Consider the following 19,388-nt stretch of genomic DNA (forward strand, 5'->3'; position numbering starts at 1 on the left):
AGGAAAGCGCAGCGCCTATGTCATCGCACGTTGACTGTGGGCGGGGGCTTGACCATTAGGCGGGACAGGATTTCGGCAGTTCCTTGCGTGGGTTGGGATCGTCCGAGGCCCGTTCTGACTTCCGGGGCGCGATGAGCCAGACCGATTACGAAATCACGGATGCGGGCGACGGCGCGGCGAAGCTGCGCCTTGTCGGCGACTGGACGACGACCGCGCTGGGGCGGCTGCCTCAGCGACTGGACAAGGATCTGGACGGCCGCAAGATCGCGAGCGTGGACACCCGTGACCTGGGCCGGTTCGACACGGCCGGCGCTCTGGCCCTGGTGCAGGCGTCGCATTGCGGCGTGCCCCAGTCCGCGTGGACGGATCGGCCCGAGGCCGGCCGCATCTACACCATGATCGAAACGCTCGAGCGCAAGAGCTCGCCCCCGCCGCAACGGCCGGACGCCTTTACCCGCACCTTCTCCAAGATCGGGCGCGGGGTTTATGATTTCGGGGCTGAGGCGATGCTGTCCCTGGCCTTCCTGGGACGCCTGATGGCGGCGGTGGTCGAGGCGGCCAAACACCCTGGCGGCATCCGCTGGCCCGCCTGGGTCAGCCAGGCCGAACGAGCCGGTCTGGACGCCATCCCGATCGTTATGGTGACGAACTTCTTCATCGGCGCGGTGGTGGCCTTCATCGGGGTGGATCTGCTGACGGATTTCGGCGCCCAGGTGTTTGCGGTGCAGCTGATCGGCGTGGCCATGTTCCGCGAGTTCGCGGTGGTGATTGCCTCCGTTCTGCTTGCCGGACGTTCGTCATCGGCCTTCGCGGCCGAGATCGGCTCGATGCGGATGAACCAGGAGGTCGACGCCATGCAGGTGATGGGCGTCAATCCGTTCCAGGCCCTGGTCGTGCCGCGTCTGGCCGCCCTGGTGCTGATGCTGCCGCTGCTGACCTTCATGGGCATGATCGGAGGACTGATGGGCGGGCTGATCGTCTGCTGGACCTCGCTGAACCTGGGGCCGGCCTTCTTCTTCCAGCGGCTGGTCGAGGATGGAACCATGGCGCAGCACATGATGGTGGGGCTGGTGAAGGCGCCGGTCTTCGCTCTGGTGATCGCGGCCATCGGCTGCCGTCAGGGGATGTCGGTGGCGGGTGATGTGGAAAGCCTGGGGCGGCGGGTGACCGCGGCGGTGGTGCAGGCGATCTTCGCCATCATCCTGCTGGACGCGGTCTTCGCCCTGATCTTCCTGGAGCTGGACATATGACCGACGCGACGATGTCGGCCGCCGCGCCGGAAGACAAGGTCGAGAACCTGATCGAGGTGCGCAGCCTGCTGAGCCAGTTCGGCGACCGGACCATCCATGAGAACCTGGATATCGACCTGAAACGGGGCGAGGTCATGGGCGTGGTCGGTGGATCGGGCGCGGGCAAGACCGTGCTGCTGAACACTATCATCGGCCTGAAGGAGCCTGAAGGCGGGTCGGTCAAGGTGCTGGGCTATGACCGCGCCACCCTGGCCGGAGACGAGGCCGCGGACATTGAACAAAGGACGGGCATCCTGTTTCAGCAGGGGGCGCTGTTCTCATCGTTGACCGTGCTCGAGAATGTGGCCTCGCCGCTGGTGGAGCACACCAAGCTGCCGAAGTCGGTCATGTACGAACTGGCGGAGCTGAAGATCGCCATGGTGGGCTTGAAGCCCGAGCACCATCACCTGAAGCCCGCCGAACTGTCGGGCGGGATGAAGAAACGGGCCGGTCTGGCGCGGGCTTTGGCGCTCGATCCCGAACTGGTGTTTCTGGACGAACCGACGGCGGGGCTGGACCCCATCGGGGCGGCCGCGTTCGACGAACTGATCCGACAGTTGTCGGACGATCTGGGCCTGTCCGTCTTCATGATCACACACGACCTCGATAGCCTGTACGCCATCTGTGACAAGGTGGCGGTGCTGGCGGACAAGCGGGTCGTCGAAAAAGCCACGGTGCAGGAGCTGGAACGCTCCGATCATCCGTGGATCAAAGAATACTTCCTGGGGCCGCGCGGTCGCGCGGCCACCAAGGCGGCTTGAGGAGAGCCAGGTATGGAAAGAGATGCACATTACGCCGCCGTCGGCATCGCCACCGTCGCCCTGCTGGCGGCTCTGGCGGTGTTCACGATCTGGCTGGCCCGGTTACAGTTCAACAGCGACTATGACCTGTACGACATCGTCTTCTACGGGCCGGTAAACGGGCTGTCGGAAGGCGGCGAGGTGCATTTCAACGGCATCCGCGTGGGCGAGGTGACGGATCTGAACATCGACACCCAGCGCGGCGACCAGGTCATCGCCCGGGTGCGGGTGGACGGCACGACGCCCGTCCGCGTGACCTCGCGCGCCCAGCTGGAGCCGCAGGGCATCACGGGCCTGAACTATATCCAGATCACCGCCGGTTCGCCCAACAGCGCCCTTTTGAAGGACCAGTATCCGGACAATGTGGTGCCGGTGCTGCAAAGCCAGCCGTCGCCGATCGCCGAACTGCTGAGCGGGTCGGGCACGGTGCTGGCCCAGACGGTGGACGCGCTGAACCGGATCAACCGGGTCATGTCCGACGACAATATCCGCAGCTTCTCGACCAGCGTGAAGAACGTCGAGGCCCTGACGACCGAGCTGGAGGCCCGCAAGGCCATCTTTGCCGAGCTGGAAGCAGCGGTGAAGAACGCCAACGCCACCATCCTGGAATACCAGGGACTGGCGGCGGACCTGCGCGTTGTCGTCAACACCGACGGTCGCGAAGCCATCGCCAACATCAACCAGGCGACGGCGGAGGCCCGCACGGCCATCGCTTCGGCCAACCGGTCCATTACGGGCCTGGAACGACCGTTGGGCGACTTCGCGACGTCCAGCCTGCCGCAACTTAGCGGAACCATAGAGGAACTTCAGGAGGCGACCCGTTCGCTGCAGCTCCTGATCGATGACGTCCGCACCAGTCCGCGGGATTTCATCGCGAAACCGCAATCGAAAGAGCTGGAGGTGCAGCCGTGATCCGTTCCCTGGTTCAACTGGGCGCCGTCGCCGGCGTCATCGTGTCGCTGAGCGGCTGTTCGCTGCTGTCCACGCCGGATCCGGTGCAGAACTACCGGTTCGGCCTGCCGCTGGACGCGCCCTCAGCCGAGGGCGACACGCCCGCGCCGCTGTCGGTGTCGATCCGCCGGATCGAGTTCCCGGAGGCGACCGGCGACGACCGGATCCTGGGCGTCACCGGGATCGAGACGGCCTATATCGGCGGCGCGCGCTGGGTATCGCCGGCCTCGACCCTGTTCGACGACAGCCTGAAGGCGGCCTTCGCCAATCGGGCGGACCAAATCCGCGTCCTGGGCCGGCGCGAGCCCGGCACGCCGCCGCTGGTGCTCCAGGTGTCTGTGACGACGTTCGAGGCGCGCTACGCCGCGCCGGGGGCGACGCCCGATGTAGTGATCACCGCCCGCGCGCAGCTGCGGTCGACGCCTGAGCGCCGCGCGGGCGGAGAGGCGGCCATTCGCCCTGAACAGGCGCGGTCCGTGGAGCGGGTGTTCACGGTCACCCAGCCGGCCAGCGAGAACCGGGTGTCGGCCATCGTCGCCGCCTTCGACACGGCGACGCGGGACATCAACACCCAGATCGCCGACTGGACAATTCAGTCGGCGAAGTGAGGCTCAGGTGACCCATTGGAGGGACTCGGCTTCGACCGGGTTCCTGTAGGGGGCGTCGTCGCGCTGGGCGCGGAGCAGGGCGGCCTTTGAGGCGAAGTAGAAGGCGGACGGGCGATCCGGGTCGCCGGCGAAGACCAGCGGCAGGTGCGGACTGCGGCCTTCCAGCCGTTCCAGTATGGCCACGTCCTGACGCAGGAAGGTCCGGCCCCAGGCCGACAGCAGCGGGCTGCCGAACCGCAGGGCGGCGACCGAGCAGAGGATCAGGTTGCGGATCACGACGTCGCCCTCCGCCTGAGGCGTGACGGTGGTCAGATTGATCAACTCGAACCCGCGCGCCGTGACGCGCTCGAGCCGGATCGACGGCAGGCGGAACTCGATGCTGACCTTGCGGTCTTCGGACACCAGATCATAGGCGGGGGTGGAGGCGAAGGCGTCGGCCGCGACAGCGGTGAAGCCGAAGGGCGAGGGGCTGTAGCTCTTGGTCTTGGTGCGTCGCGCCTGGCTGCGCCACCACCAGGCGTTATGGATCATCGGCACATGGGCCGGGTCCAGCAGGCCCAGGACCGCCTGGTCGTAATCGGCGCGCGCGGGGGCCTTGGAATAGGCGATCAGGGCTAGGGGCGCCTCGGGCGTCGGAGGAAGGTCCGGCGGGGCGATGGAGCCGGCGGGGCAGGCCCAGATCAGTCCCAAACGGTTGATCAGTCGCCACCCGCCACAGGCGGTCGTCTGGACGGCGTCCGGCGCGATGGTCGCGGGCAGGTCGATCCACTCGCCATGAAGCCGGGCCCGCGAGGCGGTTCGGATCCGTGCGGCGCGCACGGGGTACCAGGCGTGGAGCGGAGCGCCGAAACGGCGGTCGCCCGGCTGGCGCGCGATCAGACGGGCGCTGAGGTCGAGCGCGTCCGGCAGGGCGGGGCCGTCGGAGTCTGCGGGCCGCGCCTGGAGCGAAGTCGCCATGTGACGGAGGTCGCCTGTTCGCGCCGTTTGGGGCGTCGGGAACCGGGGGCGGGCGCCCGGGGTCGCATCCCGAGGGGCACAGACCCTTGAGACGAATCGACACTAGCGGGCGTGGGGTCGCCCAACAAGGTTCGATTAATCGACCCTGGAACGGTCGAAGATCAGGTCGCCTTCAGTCCCTGCGACACCGTGTAGGCGGCCTCCGTCTTGGTGGCGACCTCGTCCAGGGTGACGCCGTCGGCGAGTTCGATCAGTTCAAGGCCTGCGCCGTTCGGCTTGACGTCGAAAGTGGCCAGGTCGGTGATGATGCGGCTGACCACGCCCGTGCCGGTCAGGGGAAGGGTGCAGGATTTCAACACCTTGGACTGGCCGTGCTTGTTGGCGTGTTCCATGACCACGACCACGCGTTTGACGCCGGCGACCAGGTCCATGGCGCCGCCCATCCCCTTCACCAGCTTGCCGGGGATCATCCAGTTGGCGATGTCGCCGTTCTGGGCCACTTCCATCGCGCCCAGTATCGACAGGTTGATATGGCCGCCGCGGATCATGGCGAAGCTGTCGGCGCTGGAGAAGTAGCTGCTTTCCGGGATCTCGGTGATCGTCTGTTTCCCGGCGTTGATCAGGTCGGCGTCGACCTGATCCTCATACGGGAAGGGGCCCATGCCGAGCATGCCGTTCTCGGACTGGAGGGTCACGGTCATGCCGGCGGGGATGTAGTTGGCGACCAGGGTCGGGATGCCGATGCCGAGGTTGACGTAGAAGCCGTCCTGCAGCTCTTGAGCGGCGCGTTCAGCCAGTTGTTCGCGAGTACGAGCCATTATGCGGTCTCCCGGCTGCGGACGGTGCGCTGTTCGATGCGCTTCTCGGACACGGTCTGGACCAGGCGATCGACGTAGACGCCGGGCGTGTGGATGTGGTCGGGATCAAGCGAGCCGACGGGGACGATCTCCTCGACCTCGACGACCGTGACCTTGCCGGCGGTGGCCATCATCGGGTTGAAGTTGCGGGCGGTCTTGCGGAAAACCAGATTGCCGCGCTCATCGGCCTTCCAGGCCTTGACGATGGACAGGTCGGCGATCAGGCCGGTCTCCATGACGTAGTCGCGGCCGTTGAAGTTGCGGACCTCCTTGCCTTCGGCGACGAGGGTGCCGACGCCGGTGGCGGTGAAGAAGGCGGGAATGCCGGCGCCGCCCGCGCGGATGCGCTCGGCCAGGGTGCCCTGGGGGTTGAACTCCAGCTCCAGCTCGCCGGCCAGATACTGGCGCTCGAACTCCTTGTTCTCGCCTACGTAGGACGAGATCATCTTGGCGATCTGGCGGGTGCCGAGCAACTGGCCCAGGCCGAAGCCGTCAACGCCGGCGTTGTTGGAGATGACCGTCAGGCCCTTGACGCCGCTGTCGCGCAGGGCGGCGATCAGGTTTTCGGGGATGCCGCACAGGCCGAAGCCGCCGGACATGATCGTCATGCCGTCGAAGGTCAGACCCTCCAGCGCGGATGTGACGTCAGCGTAGATCTTACCCATCGCTCTCCCTTTTCACTGCCTGATGAATATCGGCGCGTTTGACCACGCGTAACGCGGAGGGGGGCGGGGGGCAAGTCGGGAGGCGGGGGAGGCGCTGCATTTTCCGGCGTCCATCGTTCAGACCCCTCGCATCCGTCAAAGCCGGCCCGGCGTAATGTGAAGCACAAGCCTGACCACGGACGCCCCATGAGCCTGACCAATGTCGCCATCCGCCAGTTGCAGGACACGCCCTTTCCCGATTTCGTGACCCGGCCGGCGATCGACAGTCTGGTGACGGAGGCGCGCAAGCGCCTGGATCGTGACGGGCCGCATGATGAGGCGGCCTTTGCACGCGAGATGGCCGAACGGGTCATCGCTGAACATGCGGATGCGGCGAACCGTCAGCATTACGAACTGCCGCCCGAGTTCTTCCGCCTGTGCCTGGGCGAGCGGCTGAAATATTCGTGCTGCCTGTATCCGACGGGGACGGAGACGCTGGATCAGGCCGAGGTGGCGGCCCTGCTGGAGACCTGCGTCCATGCCGATCTGGCGGACGGTCAAGCCATTCTGGAAATGGGCTGCGGCTGGGGTTCGCTGTCGCTGTGGATGGCCGAGACCTATCCCCGCGCGCGGATCACGGCGGTGTCGAACAGTCACGGCCAGCGCAAACATATCGAAGGCGAGGCGAGGGCGCGGGGGCTGACCAATCTGACGGTCGTGACCCAGGACATGAACCTGTTCGACACCGACCAGAGGTTCGACCGGATCGTCTCGGTCGAGATGTTCGAGCATATGGCCAATTGGCGCGCCCTGCTGACCAAGGCGAAGTCCTGGCTGAAGCCGCAGGGGCGGATGTTCATCCATGTCTTCACCCACCGCGACGCCCCGTATCGGTTCGACCACACCGACGGTGGCGACTTCATCGCCCAGCATTTCTTCACCGGCGGGATCATGCCCAGCCACGGGCTGATCCGGCAGTTCCCCGACCTGTTCGCGGTCGAGCAGGAATGGACCTGGAACGGTGGACATTACGCCCGCACCGCCAATCACTGGCTGGCCAATATGGACCGCAACGCCGCGCGGATCGCCGTGCTGATGCGCGAGACCTATGGCGACGACGCCAGGCTGTGGACCCGGCGCTGGCGGCGCTTCTACCTGGCGACCGCCGGCCTGTTCGGCAACGACTGGGGCTGCACCTGGATGGTCAGCCATTGTCGCCTGAAGCCCGCCTGAAAACTCGCCCGCAAACCCGCCTGAGGAGGCCGTCGTGATCAAATATGTCTTCGCCTATCTGGGAGCCGGGATCACCTTCGCGGTGATCGACGCCGTCTGGCTGACCACCATGACCAACCGGTTCTACAAGCCCGTGCTGGGGCCGATCCTGGCGGACAAGCCGGACATGAGGGCGGCGGTTCTCTTCTATCTGATCTCCATCGCCGGGACGGTCTTCCTGGCCATCGCCCCGGCCCTGAAGGATGGAAGCTGGACGCGGGCGGCGATCAATGGGGCGGCGCTGGGCTTCGTCGCCTACGCCACCTATGACCTGACCAATCAGGCGACGCTGGAGATTTGGCAGACCAAGTTGACCGTCGTCGATCTGATCTGGGGCACGGTCCTGACCACGATCTCGGCGACCGGCGGCTATTTCGCAGCCCGCTGGGCCGAGGGTCGTTTCGGCTGAAGCTGTTCTGTGTTTCGCCTGACGCGGGACCGGCATGGCGCAGGCCGGGGTCGTTAAGCTATAGCTAACCCTGTTTCGACGGGGGCGGACTTGCGCGCAGGCATCAACGGATTGACGGCGGCTCTGGTGGTCGGGGTCGTGATCGGCCTGGCTCTGACGCCGGACGGGCGCGGTTGGCTGCGCCATCCGACTCTGATGCTGGGTGGAGCCGCCAACGCCTCGGCCAGTCCGCCCGCAGTAGTCACGCCGGTCGAGAGCCCGGCGGCCGACCCAATTGCGAAGACGACTGTGACGCCGTTGAAGGCGCGGCTCGCGCAGGGCGAACTGAGGATCGGGGTGTTCGGCGATTCGATGGCGGACGGTCTGTGGGCCGCCCTGTACCGTGACCTGCATGGCGAGAAGGGGGTCACTGTGACCCAGTTCAGCGCGGTCTCCACCGGTCTGTCGCGCTATGACTATGTGGACATCCAGGCCAAGACGGCGCGGCAGTTGAGCGAGACGCCGGTCGATGCGGCGGTGGTGATGTTCGGGACCAATGACGCCCAGGGCATCAGCCTGGACGGGGTGATCCATGATTTCGGCACGCCGGGCTGGAAGGCGGCCTATGGGAAGCGGATCGATGATCTGGTCGGCCTGCTGCGGGGCAATGACGTGGCCGTCTATTGGGTCGGTCTGCCGAAGATGAAGCGGGCCGGGTTCGACGCCAAGATGGCGGTGATCAACGCGGTGGTGCGCGAACGGATGGCGGCGCTGAACCTGCCCCTGATCGAGACGACCGGCGTCACCGCCGACGCGGCGGGCGAGTACGCGGCCTATCTGCCCGGCGCGAGCGGGCGGCCGCAGCTGATGCGGGCCAATGACGGGATCCACATGACCATGGCCGGCTATCGCCGCATCGGTGCGCCGGTGGCGGAGCGGCTGAAGCGCGACTCGGGCCTGGATGTTGCGGCGGCTCAACCGCAGACGACCGGCTGACCATGAGCCTGGGGGCCGTGGGGGCGGCGGTGCTGATGCTGGGGATGCAAAGCGGGACCGAGGTCCCCTATGCGCCCATGCCCGCGCCGGCGCCGGGGGCGTCGGTCTGTCCCGATGGGATCTGCGGCGTCGAGGCGCTGGAGGGGGTGTTCGAGGCCCTGGCGGCGACCGAGGCGGGAGAGCGAGACCGGCCCGTCCACATCCTGCAGATCGGCGACAGCCATACGGCCGGTGACCGGATCACCGGCGCCTTGCGCGCACGGATGCAAGCCCGGTTCGGAGCGGGCGGGCGCGGGGTTTTGCCGCCAGGGGTTCCCTATGCCGGCTATGGGCCGATGCAGGTCGAGGTGACGGCGCGCGACTGGCCCATATCGGTCGCGCCTCTGACCGGGCCGGACGGGGCGGCGACCCTGAGGGCGGGGTTGGGCGGGGCGCGGTCGGAGACGGGCGAGGGGGCGGTGCTGAACCTGACCGCCGAGCAGGGCGCGGCCTTCGACATCGTGGGGCTGTGTGGCGACAGCGGGCCGCTCGCGGGACGGATCACGGCAACGACCCCGGATGAGACGGTCGAAGCGGACTTCCGCGCGACCGAGGCGGCGCCCCTATGCCGGAGCTTGCGGCTGGGCGCTGCGACGTCTTCCGTCAGGCTGAGCCCGACGGGGGCCGTGACCCTGCACGACGTCTGGATCGAGCGGAGCGGGCCGGGCGTGGTCGTGTCCAGCCTGGGCGTGGTCGGGGCGAAGTTGCGGGATCAGGCGGCGCGGGATCAGGCGGTGGTCGCGGCGGAGCTGGAGGCGTGGCGGCCGTCGCTGATCATTCTGGCCTTTGGCGTCAATGATGGATTTGAAGGGGTGGAGGCCGAGGCCTACGCTGGCCTGCTGCGGGGGCAGATCGAGCGGCTGCGGCGGCTGGCGCCGGGGGCGTCGCTGCTGATCCTGGCGGCGCCGGAGGGGCTGAAGTCAGGTTTGGCGGGCGGTTGTGACCCGGACGGATCGCGGGCGGCCCCGGCGGCTCTGGCGGTGGTCCGGGATGTGCAGCGTCGGGTCGCGGGCGAGACGGGCGTCGCCTTCTGGGACTGGTACGGACGGATGGGGGGCGACTGTTCTGCGGAGCGGCTGGCGACCAGCCCTGAGCCCTATATGCGGCCCGACCGGGTGCATTTCACCTCGATCGGGGCGGAGTGGATCGGCGGGGTGCTGAGCGACGATCTGACGGGGGCCTATGATCGCTGGACGGCGGCGCAGGGGGAGGCGGACTGATGCTGTTTCCGACCCTGGCCTTCGCGGTCTTCTTCCTGTTCGTCTATCTGGTCAGCTGGAGCCTGGATCGGGAGAACGGGCGGCGCAAACTGTTCCTGCTGCTGGCCAGCTGGTTCTTCTACGCCCAGTGGGACTGGCGGTTCGTGGGGCTTCTGATCGCCTCGGCCGTGCTGAACTGGGGCGTGGCCGCTCTGATCGTGCGCAGCGACCAGGCGGGACGGCGCAAGCTGTGGGTCGGCCTGGGCGTCGCGGCCAATCTGACCATCCTGGGATTCTTCAAGTATTACGGTTTCTTCGTCGAACAGGCTGTTGATCTGCTTGCCCAATTCGGTTGGGAGCGGGACCTGCCCCTGTTGCAGGTGGTGCTGCCGGTGGGGATCAGCTTCTTCACCTTCCAGGGCATTAGCTATGTGGTCGACGTCTATCGCGGCAAGACGGCGCCGGCCCAGAGCCTGCTGGACGTCATGCTGCTGATGAGCTTCTTTCCGCATCTGGTGGCGGGGCCCATAGTGCGGGCGTCGGACCTGTTGCCCCAGTTCGCGCGGGTGCCCCGGCTGACGCGCGAGATGGCGACCCATGGGCTGCTGCTGATCGTCTGGGGCCTGTTCAAGAAGACGGTGATCGCGTCCGAGCTGGCGACGCGGCTGGTCGATCCGGTCTTCTTCGATCCCTCGGCCTATGGGGCGATCGACATAGCGGCGGCGGTCTATGCCTATGCGGTCCAGATCTATTGCGACTTCTCTGCCTATTCGGACATGGCCATCGGGATCGCGGCCCTGCTGGGCTATTCCTTCCCGCGCAACTTCGACCAGCCGTACCGGGCGGCCTCGATGCAGGCCTTCTGGCGGCGGTGGCATATCAGCCTGTCCAGCTGGCTGCGCGACTATCTCTATGTGCTGCTGGGCGGGGGTCGGAAGGGGCTGTGGTCGTCGTGTCTGAATGTGATGATCACCATGCTGCTGGGCGGCCTGTGGCACGGGGCGGCCTGGACCTTCGTGGCCTGGGGGGCGCTGCACGGCGGGGCGCAGGTCGTCGAGCGCCTCGGTCGTGCGGTGGTCAAGGATCGCAAGGTCATCCCGACCTGGCTGGGAATTCTGATCACCTTCCACGTCGTCTGCCTGGGCTGGATTCTGTTCCGGGCCGAGACCTTTGACCTAGCGATGCAGATGCTGGCCGGACTGGGGCGGTTCGAGACGTTCAGCCTGGTGACGCCCTTCGTGCTGGTGTTGATCGTCGGCGGGCTGGCCATGCACGGGCTGCCGCCGCGCGCGGTCGAAGGCCTGGCCGAGCGGCTGAAGACGGCGCCGTCGCCGACTCTGGGGGTGCTGATCGGGGTGGCGATACTGTTGGTCGAGGCGATGCGGCCCGAGGGCGTGGCGCCCTTCATCTATTTCCAGTTCTGAGGCGTTGATCCGACGATGAGCGATCCCAAGGACCCGGTCGAGCCCTTCCCGACACAGGCGTACCCGCCGGTGTCGCCGTTTCCGCCCTTGGAGGAACCGGCGGCGGCCGATCCGCCGAGCGATTGGATCGGTGGTGCGGACGCCCATGACCTGCCGACGCGCGATAACGCCCTGATAGCCCTCGGACGGTTCGCCTTTCCCCCGGCGCCGGCTCTGGACGAGGAGGGCCAGGCGTCACGCGCGCGACGGTGGACCAGCCAGACCCTGTTTATGGCCTGCGCCTTCCTGTTGGTTTTTAATGCGGGATCGGTTCAGAACTGGGCGCGCCAACAGCCGCCGGGCTGGGCTCAGTCAACAGTTGATCGACTGGCCACGGTCTGGATCGAGCAGCTGGCGCTGCTGGGCGCGGACCAGCCGATCCAGGGGCTGCGCGAGGTCTGGCGTGAAGCGCAGGCGACCCGGTTCGACGGACGGCGCGGCGCGGGAGCGCCGCCTGCCGGTTAAGGCAACGGCCTGGATCGTACCGGCGTCGCCGCCGATACGATCCAGAAAGGCGAGGCGCTGTTTAGTTGACCGTCGCCTTGACGATCTTGCCCGGCGCGCGGGGGGGCTCGCCCTTGGGCAGGGCGTCGACGTGTTCCATGCCGGATTCGACCTGGCCCCAGACCGTGTACTGGCGGTCCAGGAAGGTGGCGTCGTCCAGGCAGATGAAGAACTGCGAGTTGGCGCTGTTCGGATCCGAGGTGCGGGCCATCGAGCAGACGCCACGCACGTGCGGCTCGGCCGAGAACTCGGCCTTCAGGTTCGGCTTCTTGGAGCCCGAAGTGCCGGTGCCGGTCGGATCGCCGCCCTGGGCCATGAAACCGGGGATCACGCGGTGGAAGACGACGCCGTCGTAGAAGCCTTCCGACGCCAGTTCGGTGATGCGTTCGACGTGGCCGGGGGCCAGGTCCGAACGCAGTTTGATGACCACGTCGCGGGCTTCGCCGTCGCCGGTGTCCAGGGTGAAGGTCAGGGTGTCGGCCATTTCGGTCGTCCTCTTGGGGGTTGATTTGAGGCGGGACATAGCCCGCAACGCCGGTCGGGGCTATGTGGGAACGATGAGTGAAGATGAAAAGCCGCAGGAACGTCGTCGAATGGTGAGGCCGCCCACGGGCGGAACCGCCGCCGGGCGCGGCATGGGCACCAAAATGAAGACGGCCGACACCAAGTCGATGTCGAGCCAGCAGTGGATCAAGCGTCAGCTGTCCGACAAATGGTCCGAGAAGGCGCGGGCCGAGGGCTGGCGTTCGCGCGCCGCCTTCAAGCTGATCGAGATCGACGACAAGTTTCATCTGATCAAGCGCGGCAGCAAGGTGATCGACCTGGGCGCGGCGCCGGGCGGCTGGATCCAGGTGGCGGTCAATCGTGGGGCGGGCGCCGTGGCGGGCGTGGACCTGCTGATGATCGAACCGGTTCCGGGCGCGACCCTGTTCCAGGCCGACTTCACCCATCCGGGCGTGGACCAGCAACTGATCGACGCCATCGGCGGGGCGCCGGACCTGGTGCTGTCGGACATGGCGCACAATACGGTCGGCCATCGCCAGACCGACCACCTGAAGATCATCGCCCTGATCGAGATCGCCGCCGACTTCGCCATCCGCACCCTGCGGCCGGGCGGGAATTTCGTGTCCAAGAATTTCCAGGGCGGCGACGCCGGCGGGGTTCTGGCGCGGCTGCGCGAGGAGTTCGAGACGGTCAAATACGTCAAGCCGGCGTCCAGCCGGAAGGACAGCGCCGAGGTGTTTCTGGTGGCGCTGAACAAGCGGTAGGCGGCGGCCGCGCGACGAGGTTTAGGCCGTCGCCGGCTGCCGGCTGGCGCGGCGCTGTTCGATCCGCGTCCAGATGCGGTCGTGCAGGGTGAAGAAGACCGTCTGGACCAGCGGTTCGATGGTGCCGATGGCCAGGGCCGTGCGGAGGTCCTGGGTCAGGGCGAAGGCGACGGCCACGGCGACGGTGAAGTGCATCACGCCATAGGTCACGGTCTTGACCGCCACCTGTTTGAACGAGCGGGGCAGGGCGTGGCTGTGGCCGTGCCCATGATGGTCGTGGACGCGGGCCTGTTCGTCGGGCGACATGATGTCGAGCCGGGCGGTGAAAGCCTCGGCCGCCTCTTCGATATTGGAGGCCATCCGACGGCGTTCGATCCGGTGCCAGACGCGGTCGTGGATCGAATAGGCGATGGTCTGGAAGAAGGGTTCGACCATCCCGACCGCCAGGGCGATGCGCCAGTCGCGGGTGATGGCGAAGGCCACCAGGACGGCCACGACAAGGTGCATGACGCCATAGCTGGCGATCTTCAAAGCCAGTTTGCGCGCGGTGCTGAGGATGACGCCGACCATGTTGCAAGAATGGTCATTGGCCGCCTCGGTTGCAAACCAATAAAATCTATTGGGTCCATAAGCCGCAAGACCCTTGCCGTAGCCCCCCGCACCCCGTTATACGCGGCCCGCAAAACGGAGACTCCCTATGGAGATACGCGAAGGACTGACCTTCGACGATGTTTTGCTCGAACCCGGCCCGTCCGAGTTCATGCCGGCGATGGTCGATGTCTCGACCCAGCTGACACGCGACATCAAACTGAACATCCCGCTGCTGTCGTCCGCCATGGACACGGTGACGGAACACCGCCTGGCCATCGCCATGGCCCAGTCCGGCGGCCTGGGCGTGCTTCACCGCAACATGACCATCGAGGAGCAGGCCGATGAGGTCCGCGCCGTCAAACGCTATGAGAGCGGGATGGTGGTCAATCCGGTGACGGTCGGGCCGCAGACGACCCTGGGCGAGGTTCGCGAGATTGTGGCGCGCAAGAAGATCACCGGCTTCCCCGTCGTTGATCCGGCGACCGGGAAGCTGGTCGGCATGCTGACCCACCGGGACATGCGGTTCGAGAACGACCTGAACCTGACGGCCGCCTCGCTGATGACCACGGGCGACCTGATCACGGTGCGCGAGGGCGCGAGCCGTGAAGAGGCGCGCGACCTGCTGAAGACCCGCAAGATCGAACGGGTCATCGTGGTGGACGAAGACTATCGGGCCGTCGGCCTGATCACCATGAAGGACATCGAGAAGGCCCAGGCCTTCCCGCATGCGGCCAAGGACGACCAGGGTCGTCTGCTGGTCGGGGCGGCCTCGACCGTCGGGGACGCGGGCTATGAGCGGGCCATGGCCTTGGCCGACGCCGGCGTGGACGTAGTGGTGATCGACACCGCCCACGGCCATTCGGCCTCGGTCGCCCAGGTGGTCGAGCGCATCAAGCGCGAGAACAACCGGCTGCAGATCATCGCCGGCAACGTCGCCACCTATGACGCGACGCGGGCCCTGATCGACGCGGGCGCGGATGCGGTCAAGGTCGGCATTGGCCCCGGCTCCATCTGCACCACCCGCATCGTCGCGGGCGTGGGCGTGCCGCAGCTGACGGCGGTGATGGACTCCGCGCGGGCCGCGCGCGGCACGGGCGCCTCGGTCATCGCCGACGGCGGGATCAAATACTCGGGCGACCTGGCCAAGGCCATCGCGGCCGGCGCGAACGTGGCCATGATGGGCTCGATGTTCGCCGGCACCGACGAGAGCCCCGGCGAGGTCTTCCTGTACCAGGGCCGGTCCTACAAGTCGTACCGCGGCATGGGTTCGGTCGGCGCCATGGCGCGCGGCTCGGCCGACCGTTACTTCCAGAAGGAAGTCTCGTCCGAGAAACTAGTGCCCGAGGGCATCGAGGGCCAGACGCCGTACAAGGGGCCGATAACCCCGGTTCTGCACCAACTGGTCGGGGGGCTGCGCGCCTCCATGGGCTATGTCGGCGCCGGCACCATCGCCGACTTCCAGGAGCGCGCCCGCTTCGTGCGCATCACCGGCGCGGGCCTGCGGGAGAGCCACGTCCACGACGTGATGATCACGCGCGAGGCGCCGAACTACAGACAGGGATAAGGCCATGACGACCGAACTGACCTATCTGGCCCTGACGCTGATCCTGGCGCTGGTGCAGGTCTTCTTGCCGGCCGGGGCGCGGACGGTCGAGTTCGGCTCGAAGTGGAATGCGGGGCCGCGCGACCAGACGCCGGCGGCGAGAAAGCCGCTGACCGGCCGTCTCGAACGCGCCCAGGCCAACCTGTATGAAACCCTGCCGTTGTTCATCGGCGCGGTGCTGATCGCCCATGTGATCGGGGCGTCCGGCGCCCTGACTGTGTGGGGGACGGCCCTCTATTTCTGGGCGCGCGTCGTCTATGTGCCGCTCTACGCCCTCGGTATTCCCTATATCCGGTCGCTGGTCTGGCTGGTCTCGCTCGCGGGACTGGCCATGGTCCTGGCCTCCCTGTTCCTTTGATCTCTGAAAGTCCGCATTGACCCCAGCCGCCCGTCTCGCCGCCGCCGCCGCCGTCCTGGACTCCATCGCCCAGGGCAACCAACCGGCGGAAACCGTCCTGAAGGCCTGGGGGACCGCCAACCGCTATGCCGGGTCCAAAGATCGGCGGGCCATCGCCGATCATGTCTACAAGGTGCTGCGCGCGCGCGGCCGACTGTCGTGGATCATGGGTGGGCGCGAGGATGGCCGGGCCCTGGTGATCGGTTCTCTGCACGCCATTGACGGCCTGTCGCTGGAAGAGATCGAAGCTCTGCACTCGGGCGACGGATATGGCCCGCGGCCCCTGTCGAAACAGGAACGCAGCCGGATCACGGCCGGGCAGGGCGAAGTTCCCGGCTGGGTCGCCGCTGGCCTGCCCGAGTTCGTGGTCGAGGATTTCAAGGCCACCTTCGGCGAGCGCTGGGCCGAGGAGGCCCACGCCCTGATGGCCCCGCGCGCGCCCATCGACCTGCGGGTCAATGGCGCGACCGCCACGGTGGACGCGGTCGAGGCCGAGCTGCGGGCCGCCGGTCTGGAGGTCTCGCGCACCCCCTGGTCCGAATGGGGCCTGCGCGTGCCGTCGGAGCCGCCGCCCAATATCCAGGCCCTGGACGGGTTCAAGGCCGGTAAGTTCGAGATCCAGGACGAAGGCAGCCAAGTGGTCTGCTGGCTGGCGGGCGCCGAACCGGGCACGACGGTGGTGGATTACTGCGCCGGCGGCGGCGGCAAGACCCTGGGTCTGGCCCAGGCCATGAACAGCCAGGGCAAGTTGATCGCCTCCGACGTCGTCAACAAGCGGCTCGAGAACATCCGGCCCCGCCTGCAACGCGCGGGTGTCGAGGCCGAGCTGGTGCTGATCGGTCAGAACGGCGGCGGACTGGAAGCCGTCAACGGCCAGGCCGATCTGGTCTTCGTCGACGCCCCCTGTTCGGGGTCGGGCACCTGGCGGCGTCGGCCCGAGGACGCATGGCGGCTGACGGCGGAAGAGGTCGAAAAGCTGCACGCGCTCCAGGTCCGTATCCTGAGCCAGGCGACCAAGCTGGTGAAGCCGGGCGGGCGTCTGGTCTATGTCACCTGTTCGATGCTGGCGCGCGAGAACGAGGCCAGCGCCGACGCCTTCGAGACCGCCAACCCGGACTTCCGCCCCGTTCCAGTGGCCGACGTCCTTTCGGCGCCGCAGCTGACCGAGGCCGCGCGGGTGAAGTTCGCCGAACTGGCGTCCGGCGCGCGCCTGCGCCTGTCGCCGGCCTCGGCCGACACCGACGGCTTCTTCGCCGCCGTCTATCAGCGCGCCGCCTGATGGGGGCTGGGCTGGCGCGGCACGGCGAGGTTTCAGTCCTCTACGTCATGGCTGCGCCCGCCGAATATGGCGACCACCTCCGCGCCCGCATCCAGCCCCTGATGACCGGCGTGGGCCCGGTGGAGGCCGCCGTCGTCCTGACCGCCGCCCTGGCGCGGCTGGAGGCGGCGGGCGACCTGCCGGACCTGATCGTGTCGTTGGGGTCGTGCGGCTCGCGGGTGCTGGAGCACGCCTGCGTCTATCAGGCCGCGTCGGTCGCCTATCGCGACATGGACGCCAGCGCCCTGGGTTTCGCCAAGGGCGTGACGCCGCTGCTGGACCAGCCTGCGGTCCTGCCTCTGCCTTGCCCCATCCCCGGCGTGCCGACCGCCACCCTGTCGACCGGCGCCAATGTCGTCTCCGGCGCCGCCTATGACGCCATAGACGCCGAGATGGTGGACATGGAGACCTGGGCCCTGGTCCGGTCGGCCCAGACCTTCGGTGTGCCCCTGGTCGCCCTGCGCGGCGTGTCGGACGGCCGCGCCGAACTGAAGGCGCTCGAGGACTGGACCTCGACCCTGCACCATGTGGACGAGAACCTGGCCGTCGCCCTGGACCGTCTGATCGCCGTGCTGGAGGCCGACGGCCTCGCCGCCCTTGAAATCCCGGCCGCACAAGGCCAAGACCCCGCGCAACCTCCCGCCCCGGATTCGATCACGCCATGACCACGCCGCACGACCACCAGAAGGTCCTCATCGTCGATTTCGGCAGCCAGGTGACGCAGCTGATCGCGCGCCGCCTGCGCGAAGCCAGCGTCTATTGCGAAATCCATCCGTTCCAGAAGGCCGAGGCGGCGCTGGCGGGGATGAACCCGGCGGCCATCATCCTGTCGGGCGGTCCCGAGAGCGTGCACGAAGAGGGCAGCCCCCGCGCGCCCCAGGCCGTGTTCGAGGCCGGGGTGCCGGTGCTGGGCATCTGCTACGGCGAGATGACCATGTGCGAACAGCTGGGCGGCAAGGTCGAGGGCGGCCACACCCGCGAGTTCGGACGCGCAGAGATCACCGTCGAGAAGGCCTCCCCCCTGCTGGCCGACCTGGCCCCGGTCGGCGAGGAAGAAACGGTCTGGATGAGCCACGGCGACAAGATCGTCGCCATCCCCGCGGGCTTCGACGTCGTCGCCTCTTCGGCCGGTTCGCCCTATGCGGTGATCGCCGACGAGACCCGTCGCTTCTATGGCGTGCAGTTCCACCCCGAGGTGATGCACACCCCGCGCGGCCACCAGATGTTGAAGAATTTCACCCACGGTATCGCCGGGCTGAAGGGCGACTGGACCATGGCCGCCTATCGCGACGAGAAGATCGCCCAGATCCGCGAACAGGTCGGCGACGCCAAGGTGATCTGCGGCCTGTCCGGCGGGGTCGATAGCTCGGTCGCGGCGGTGCTGATCCACGAGGCCATCGGCGACCAGCTGACCTGCGTCTTCGTCGACACCGGCCTGCTTCGCAAGGACGAGGCGACCCAGGTCACCACCCTGTTCCGCGAGCATTACAACATCCCGCTCGTTCACGTTGATGCGTCGAAGGAATTCCTGGGCGAGCTGGCGGGCCAGTCGGACCCGGAGACCAAGCGCAAGATCATCGGCCGGGTCTTCATCGAGGTGTTCGACCGCGAGGCGAACAAGATCGAGGGCGCTGAATTCCTCGCCCAGGGCACCCTCTATCCCGACGTGATCGAGAGCGTCTCCTCGTCCAGCGGCAAGGCTCACGTCATCAAGAGCCACCACAACGTCGGCGGCCTGCCCGACTATATGAAGCTGAAACTGGTCGAACCCCTGCGCGAACTGTTCAAGGACGAGGTTCGCGCCTTGGGCCGCGAACTGGGCCTGACCGACGCCTTCGTGGGCCGCCACCCCTTCCCCGGGCCGGGCCTGGCCATCCGCATCCCGGGCGAGATCACGCCCGAAGCCGTCGAGACCCTGCAACAGGCCGACGCCATCTATCTGGACGAGATCCGCAAGGCCGGCCTGTACGATGATATCTGGCAGGCCTTCGCCGTCCTGCTGCCGGTCAAGACCGTGGGCGTCATGGGCGACGCCCGTACCTACGAAAAGGTTCTGGCCCTCCGCGCCGTCTCCTCCACCGACGGCATGACCGCCGACTTCTACCAGTTCCCCTGGGACGTCCTGGCAAAGACCGCGACGCGAATCATCAATGAGGTCCGCGGCGTGAACCGGGTGGTCTACGACGTGACGTCGAAGCCGCCCGGGACGATCGAGTGGGAGTGAGGGGCGGCGGGCATGGGGGA

At 67.4% G+C, this 19,388-nt stretch carries 21 protein-coding genes; 16 read left to right on the top strand and 5 right to left on the bottom strand.

Annotation, left to right across the window (positions count from 1 at the left end; genetic code table 11):
* Positions 1 to 131: 131 nt before the first annotated feature.
* The 4 genes from ACVPT3_RS04555 to ACVPT3_RS04570 are packed head-to-tail and all read left to right on the top strand — an operon-like array spanning position 132 to position 3,648.
* Entirely contained in the window at positions 132 to 1,250 is a 1,119-nt protein-coding gene (locus tag ACVPT3_RS04555) for an MlaE family ABC transporter permease (protein WP_492043009.1), read from the top strand.
* Positions 1,247 to 2,050: an ABC transporter ATP-binding protein gene (locus ACVPT3_RS04560; protein WP_492043010.1), complete on the top strand. Its 804-nt coding sequence runs from the start codon at positions 1,247 to 1,249 to the stop codon at positions 2,048 to 2,050. Before ACVPT3_RS04555 ends, ACVPT3_RS04560 begins: the two co-directional genes overlap by 4 nt.
* 12 nt (positions 2,051 to 2,062) lie before the next feature.
* Complete coding sequence (locus ACVPT3_RS04565; RefSeq protein ID WP_492043011.1) at positions 2,063 to 3,001, top strand: MlaD family protein; 939 nt, start codon at positions 2,063 to 2,065, stop codon at positions 2,999 to 3,001.
* Positions 2,998 to 3,648: an ABC-type transport auxiliary lipoprotein family protein gene (locus tag ACVPT3_RS04570; protein ID WP_492043012.1), complete on the top strand. Its 651-nt coding sequence runs from the start codon at positions 2,998 to 3,000 to the stop codon at positions 3,646 to 3,648. Before ACVPT3_RS04565 ends, ACVPT3_RS04570 begins: the two co-directional genes overlap by 4 nt.
* Before the next feature lie 3 nt (positions 3,649 to 3,651).
* On the opposite strand, the gene ACVPT3_RS04575 is transcribed toward ACVPT3_RS04570, so the two are convergent.
* From ACVPT3_RS04575 to ACVPT3_RS04585, 3 genes are all read right to left on the bottom strand, one after another.
* Positions 3,652 to 4,605, bottom strand: a complete 954-nt coding sequence (locus ACVPT3_RS04575) for an SRPBCC family protein (protein WP_492043013.1) — start codon at positions 4,603 to 4,605, stop codon at positions 3,652 to 3,654.
* A 161-nt stretch (positions 4,606 to 4,766) separates the two neighbouring features.
* Positions 4,767 to 5,423: a 3-oxoacid CoA-transferase subunit B gene (locus ACVPT3_RS04580; protein WP_492043014.1), complete on the bottom strand. Its 657-nt coding sequence runs from the start codon at positions 5,421 to 5,423 to the stop codon at positions 4,767 to 4,769.
* The gene (locus ACVPT3_RS04585; RefSeq protein WP_492043015.1) at positions 5,423 to 6,127 is read right to left on the bottom strand and encodes a CoA transferase subunit A; all 705 of its coding nucleotides are present in this window, start codon (positions 6,125 to 6,127) and stop codon (positions 5,423 to 5,425) included. Before ACVPT3_RS04585 ends, ACVPT3_RS04580 begins: the two co-directional genes overlap by 1 nt.
* 186 nt (positions 6,128 to 6,313) lie before the next feature.
* Here ACVPT3_RS04585 and ACVPT3_RS04590 point away from each other — a divergent pair, with 186 nt between their 5' ends.
* The 6 genes from ACVPT3_RS04590 to ACVPT3_RS04615 all read left to right on the top strand — a co-directional run bounded on the left by ACVPT3_RS04590 (position 6,314) and on the right by ACVPT3_RS04615 (position 11,928).
* Entirely contained in the window at positions 6,314 to 7,339 is a 1,026-nt protein-coding gene (locus ACVPT3_RS04590; RefSeq protein WP_492043016.1) for an SAM-dependent methyltransferase, read from the top strand.
* Positions 7,340 to 7,373: 34 nt separating this feature from the next.
* The gene (locus tag ACVPT3_RS04595; protein WP_492043017.1) at positions 7,374 to 7,787 is read left to right on the top strand and encodes a DUF2177 family protein; all 414 of its coding nucleotides are present in this window, start codon (positions 7,374 to 7,376) and stop codon (positions 7,785 to 7,787) included.
* A 90-nt stretch (positions 7,788 to 7,877) separates the two neighbouring features.
* Complete coding sequence (locus ACVPT3_RS04600; RefSeq protein ID WP_492043018.1) at positions 7,878 to 8,762, top strand: SGNH/GDSL hydrolase family protein; 885 nt, start codon at positions 7,878 to 7,880, stop codon at positions 8,760 to 8,762.
* Between the two features lie 2 nt (positions 8,763 to 8,764).
* Entirely contained in the window at positions 8,765 to 10,021 is a 1,257-nt protein-coding gene (locus tag ACVPT3_RS04605; protein ID WP_492043019.1) for a GDSL-type esterase/lipase family protein, read from the top strand.
* Positions 10,021 to 11,424, top strand: a complete 1,404-nt coding sequence (locus ACVPT3_RS04610; protein WP_492043020.1) for an MBOAT family O-acyltransferase — start codon at positions 10,021 to 10,023, stop codon at positions 11,422 to 11,424. Before ACVPT3_RS04605 ends, ACVPT3_RS04610 begins: the two co-directional genes overlap by 1 nt.
* 15 nt (positions 11,425 to 11,439) lie before the next feature.
* Entirely contained in the window at positions 11,440 to 11,928 is a 489-nt protein-coding gene (locus tag ACVPT3_RS04615) for a hypothetical protein (RefSeq protein ID WP_492043021.1), read from the top strand.
* A gap of 61 nt (positions 11,929 to 11,989) precedes the next feature.
* On the opposite strand, the gene ACVPT3_RS04620 is transcribed toward ACVPT3_RS04615, so the two are convergent.
* Entirely contained in the window at positions 11,990 to 12,451 is a 462-nt protein-coding gene (locus ACVPT3_RS04620; protein WP_492043022.1) for a peptidylprolyl isomerase, read from the bottom strand.
* Positions 12,452 to 12,524: 73 nt separating this feature from the next.
* On the opposite strand from ACVPT3_RS04620, the gene ACVPT3_RS04625 reads away from it, so the two are divergent.
* Entirely contained in the window at positions 12,525 to 13,235 is a 711-nt protein-coding gene (locus ACVPT3_RS04625) for an RlmE family RNA methyltransferase (RefSeq protein WP_492043023.1), read from the top strand.
* 21 nt (positions 13,236 to 13,256) lie between these two features.
* Here the strand turns inward: ACVPT3_RS04625 and ACVPT3_RS04630 are convergent, their stop codons facing one another.
* Positions 13,257 to 13,805: a DUF2061 domain-containing protein gene (locus tag ACVPT3_RS04630; RefSeq protein WP_492043024.1), complete on the bottom strand. Its 549-nt coding sequence runs from the start codon at positions 13,803 to 13,805 to the stop codon at positions 13,257 to 13,259.
* 127 nt (positions 13,806 to 13,932) lie between these two features.
* Here ACVPT3_RS04630 and guaB point away from each other — a divergent pair, with 127 nt between their 5' ends.
* From guaB to guaA, 5 genes are read left to right on the top strand one after another with little or no spacing between them, the layout of a single operon-like run.
* On the top strand, positions 13,933 to 15,390 hold the full coding sequence (guaB, locus tag ACVPT3_RS04635) for an IMP dehydrogenase (protein ID WP_492043025.1): 1,458 nt from the start codon (positions 13,933 to 13,935) through the stop codon (positions 15,388 to 15,390).
* A gap of 4 nt (positions 15,391 to 15,394) precedes the next feature.
* Positions 15,395 to 15,787: an MAPEG family protein gene (locus ACVPT3_RS04640; RefSeq protein WP_492043026.1), complete on the top strand. Its 393-nt coding sequence runs from the start codon at positions 15,395 to 15,397 to the stop codon at positions 15,785 to 15,787.
* Positions 15,788 to 15,803: 16 nt separating this feature from the next.
* Positions 15,804 to 17,105 (top strand): RsmB/NOP family class I SAM-dependent RNA methyltransferase, encoded by a 1,302-nt coding sequence (locus ACVPT3_RS04645; RefSeq protein WP_492043027.1) that lies wholly within the window; start codon positions 15,804 to 15,806, stop codon positions 17,103 to 17,105.
* On the top strand, positions 17,105 to 17,809 hold the full coding sequence (locus tag ACVPT3_RS04650) for a 5'-methylthioadenosine/S-adenosylhomocysteine nucleosidase (RefSeq protein ID WP_492043028.1): 705 nt from the start codon (positions 17,105 to 17,107) through the stop codon (positions 17,807 to 17,809). Before ACVPT3_RS04645 ends, ACVPT3_RS04650 begins: the two co-directional genes overlap by 1 nt.
* Positions 17,806 to 19,368, top strand: a complete 1,563-nt coding sequence (gene guaA / locus ACVPT3_RS04655) for a glutamine-hydrolyzing GMP synthase (protein ID WP_492043029.1) — start codon at positions 17,806 to 17,808, stop codon at positions 19,366 to 19,368. The genes ACVPT3_RS04650 and guaA overlap by 4 nt, the downstream gene beginning before the upstream one ends.
* Positions 19,369 to 19,388: the final 20 nt, after the last annotated feature.

The organism is Brevundimonas sp. FV1ps31S (genome assembly GCF_058681265.1).

Bases quoted from the DNA above. Each gene is read 5' to 3' on its own strand.
- ACVPT3_RS04555 (WP_492043009.1), top strand. From the start codon at position 132: ATGAGCCAGACCGATTACGAAATCACGGATGCGGGCGACGGCGCGGCG.
- ACVPT3_RS04560 (WP_492043010.1), top strand. From the start codon at position 1,247: ATGACCGACGCGACGATGTCGGCCGCCGCGCCGGAAGACAAGGTCGAG.
- ACVPT3_RS04565 (WP_492043011.1), top strand. From the start codon at position 2,063: ATGGAAAGAGATGCACATTACGCCGCCGTCGGCATCGCCACCGTCGCC.
- ACVPT3_RS04575 (WP_492043013.1), bottom strand. From the start codon at position 4,605: ATGGCGACTTCGCTCCAGGCGCGGCCCGCAGACTCCGACGGCCCCGCC.
- ACVPT3_RS04580 (WP_492043014.1), bottom strand. From the start codon at position 5,423: ATGGCTCGTACTCGCGAACAACTGGCTGAACGCGCCGCTCAAGAGCTG.
- ACVPT3_RS04585 (WP_492043015.1), bottom strand. From the start codon at position 6,127: ATGGGTAAGATCTACGCTGACGTCACATCCGCGCTGGAGGGTCTGACC.
- ACVPT3_RS04590 (WP_492043016.1), top strand. From the start codon at position 6,314: ATGAGCCTGACCAATGTCGCCATCCGCCAGTTGCAGGACACGCCCTTT.
- ACVPT3_RS04605 (WP_492043019.1), top strand. From the start codon at position 8,765: ATGAGCCTGGGGGCCGTGGGGGCGGCGGTGCTGATGCTGGGGATGCAA.
- ACVPT3_RS04610 (WP_492043020.1), top strand. From the start codon at position 10,021: ATGCTGTTTCCGACCCTGGCCTTCGCGGTCTTCTTCCTGTTCGTCTAT.
- ACVPT3_RS04615 (WP_492043021.1), top strand. From the start codon at position 11,440: ATGAGCGATCCCAAGGACCCGGTCGAGCCCTTCCCGACACAGGCGTAC.
- ACVPT3_RS04620 (WP_492043022.1), bottom strand. From the start codon at position 12,451: ATGGCCGACACCCTGACCTTCACCCTGGACACCGGCGACGGCGAAGCC.
- ACVPT3_RS04625 (WP_492043023.1), top strand. From the start codon at position 12,525: ATGAGTGAAGATGAAAAGCCGCAGGAACGTCGTCGAATGGTGAGGCCG.
- ACVPT3_RS04630 (WP_492043024.1), bottom strand. From the start codon at position 13,805: ATGGTCGGCGTCATCCTCAGCACCGCGCGCAAACTGGCTTTGAAGATC.
- guaB (WP_492043025.1), top strand. From the start codon at position 13,933: ATGGAGATACGCGAAGGACTGACCTTCGACGATGTTTTGCTCGAACCC.
- ACVPT3_RS04640 (WP_492043026.1), top strand. From the start codon at position 15,395: ATGACGACCGAACTGACCTATCTGGCCCTGACGCTGATCCTGGCGCTG.
- ACVPT3_RS04650 (WP_492043028.1), top strand. From the start codon at position 17,105: ATGGGGGCTGGGCTGGCGCGGCACGGCGAGGTTTCAGTCCTCTACGTC.
- guaA (WP_492043029.1), top strand. From the start codon at position 17,806: ATGACCACGCCGCACGACCACCAGAAGGTCCTCATCGTCGATTTCGGC.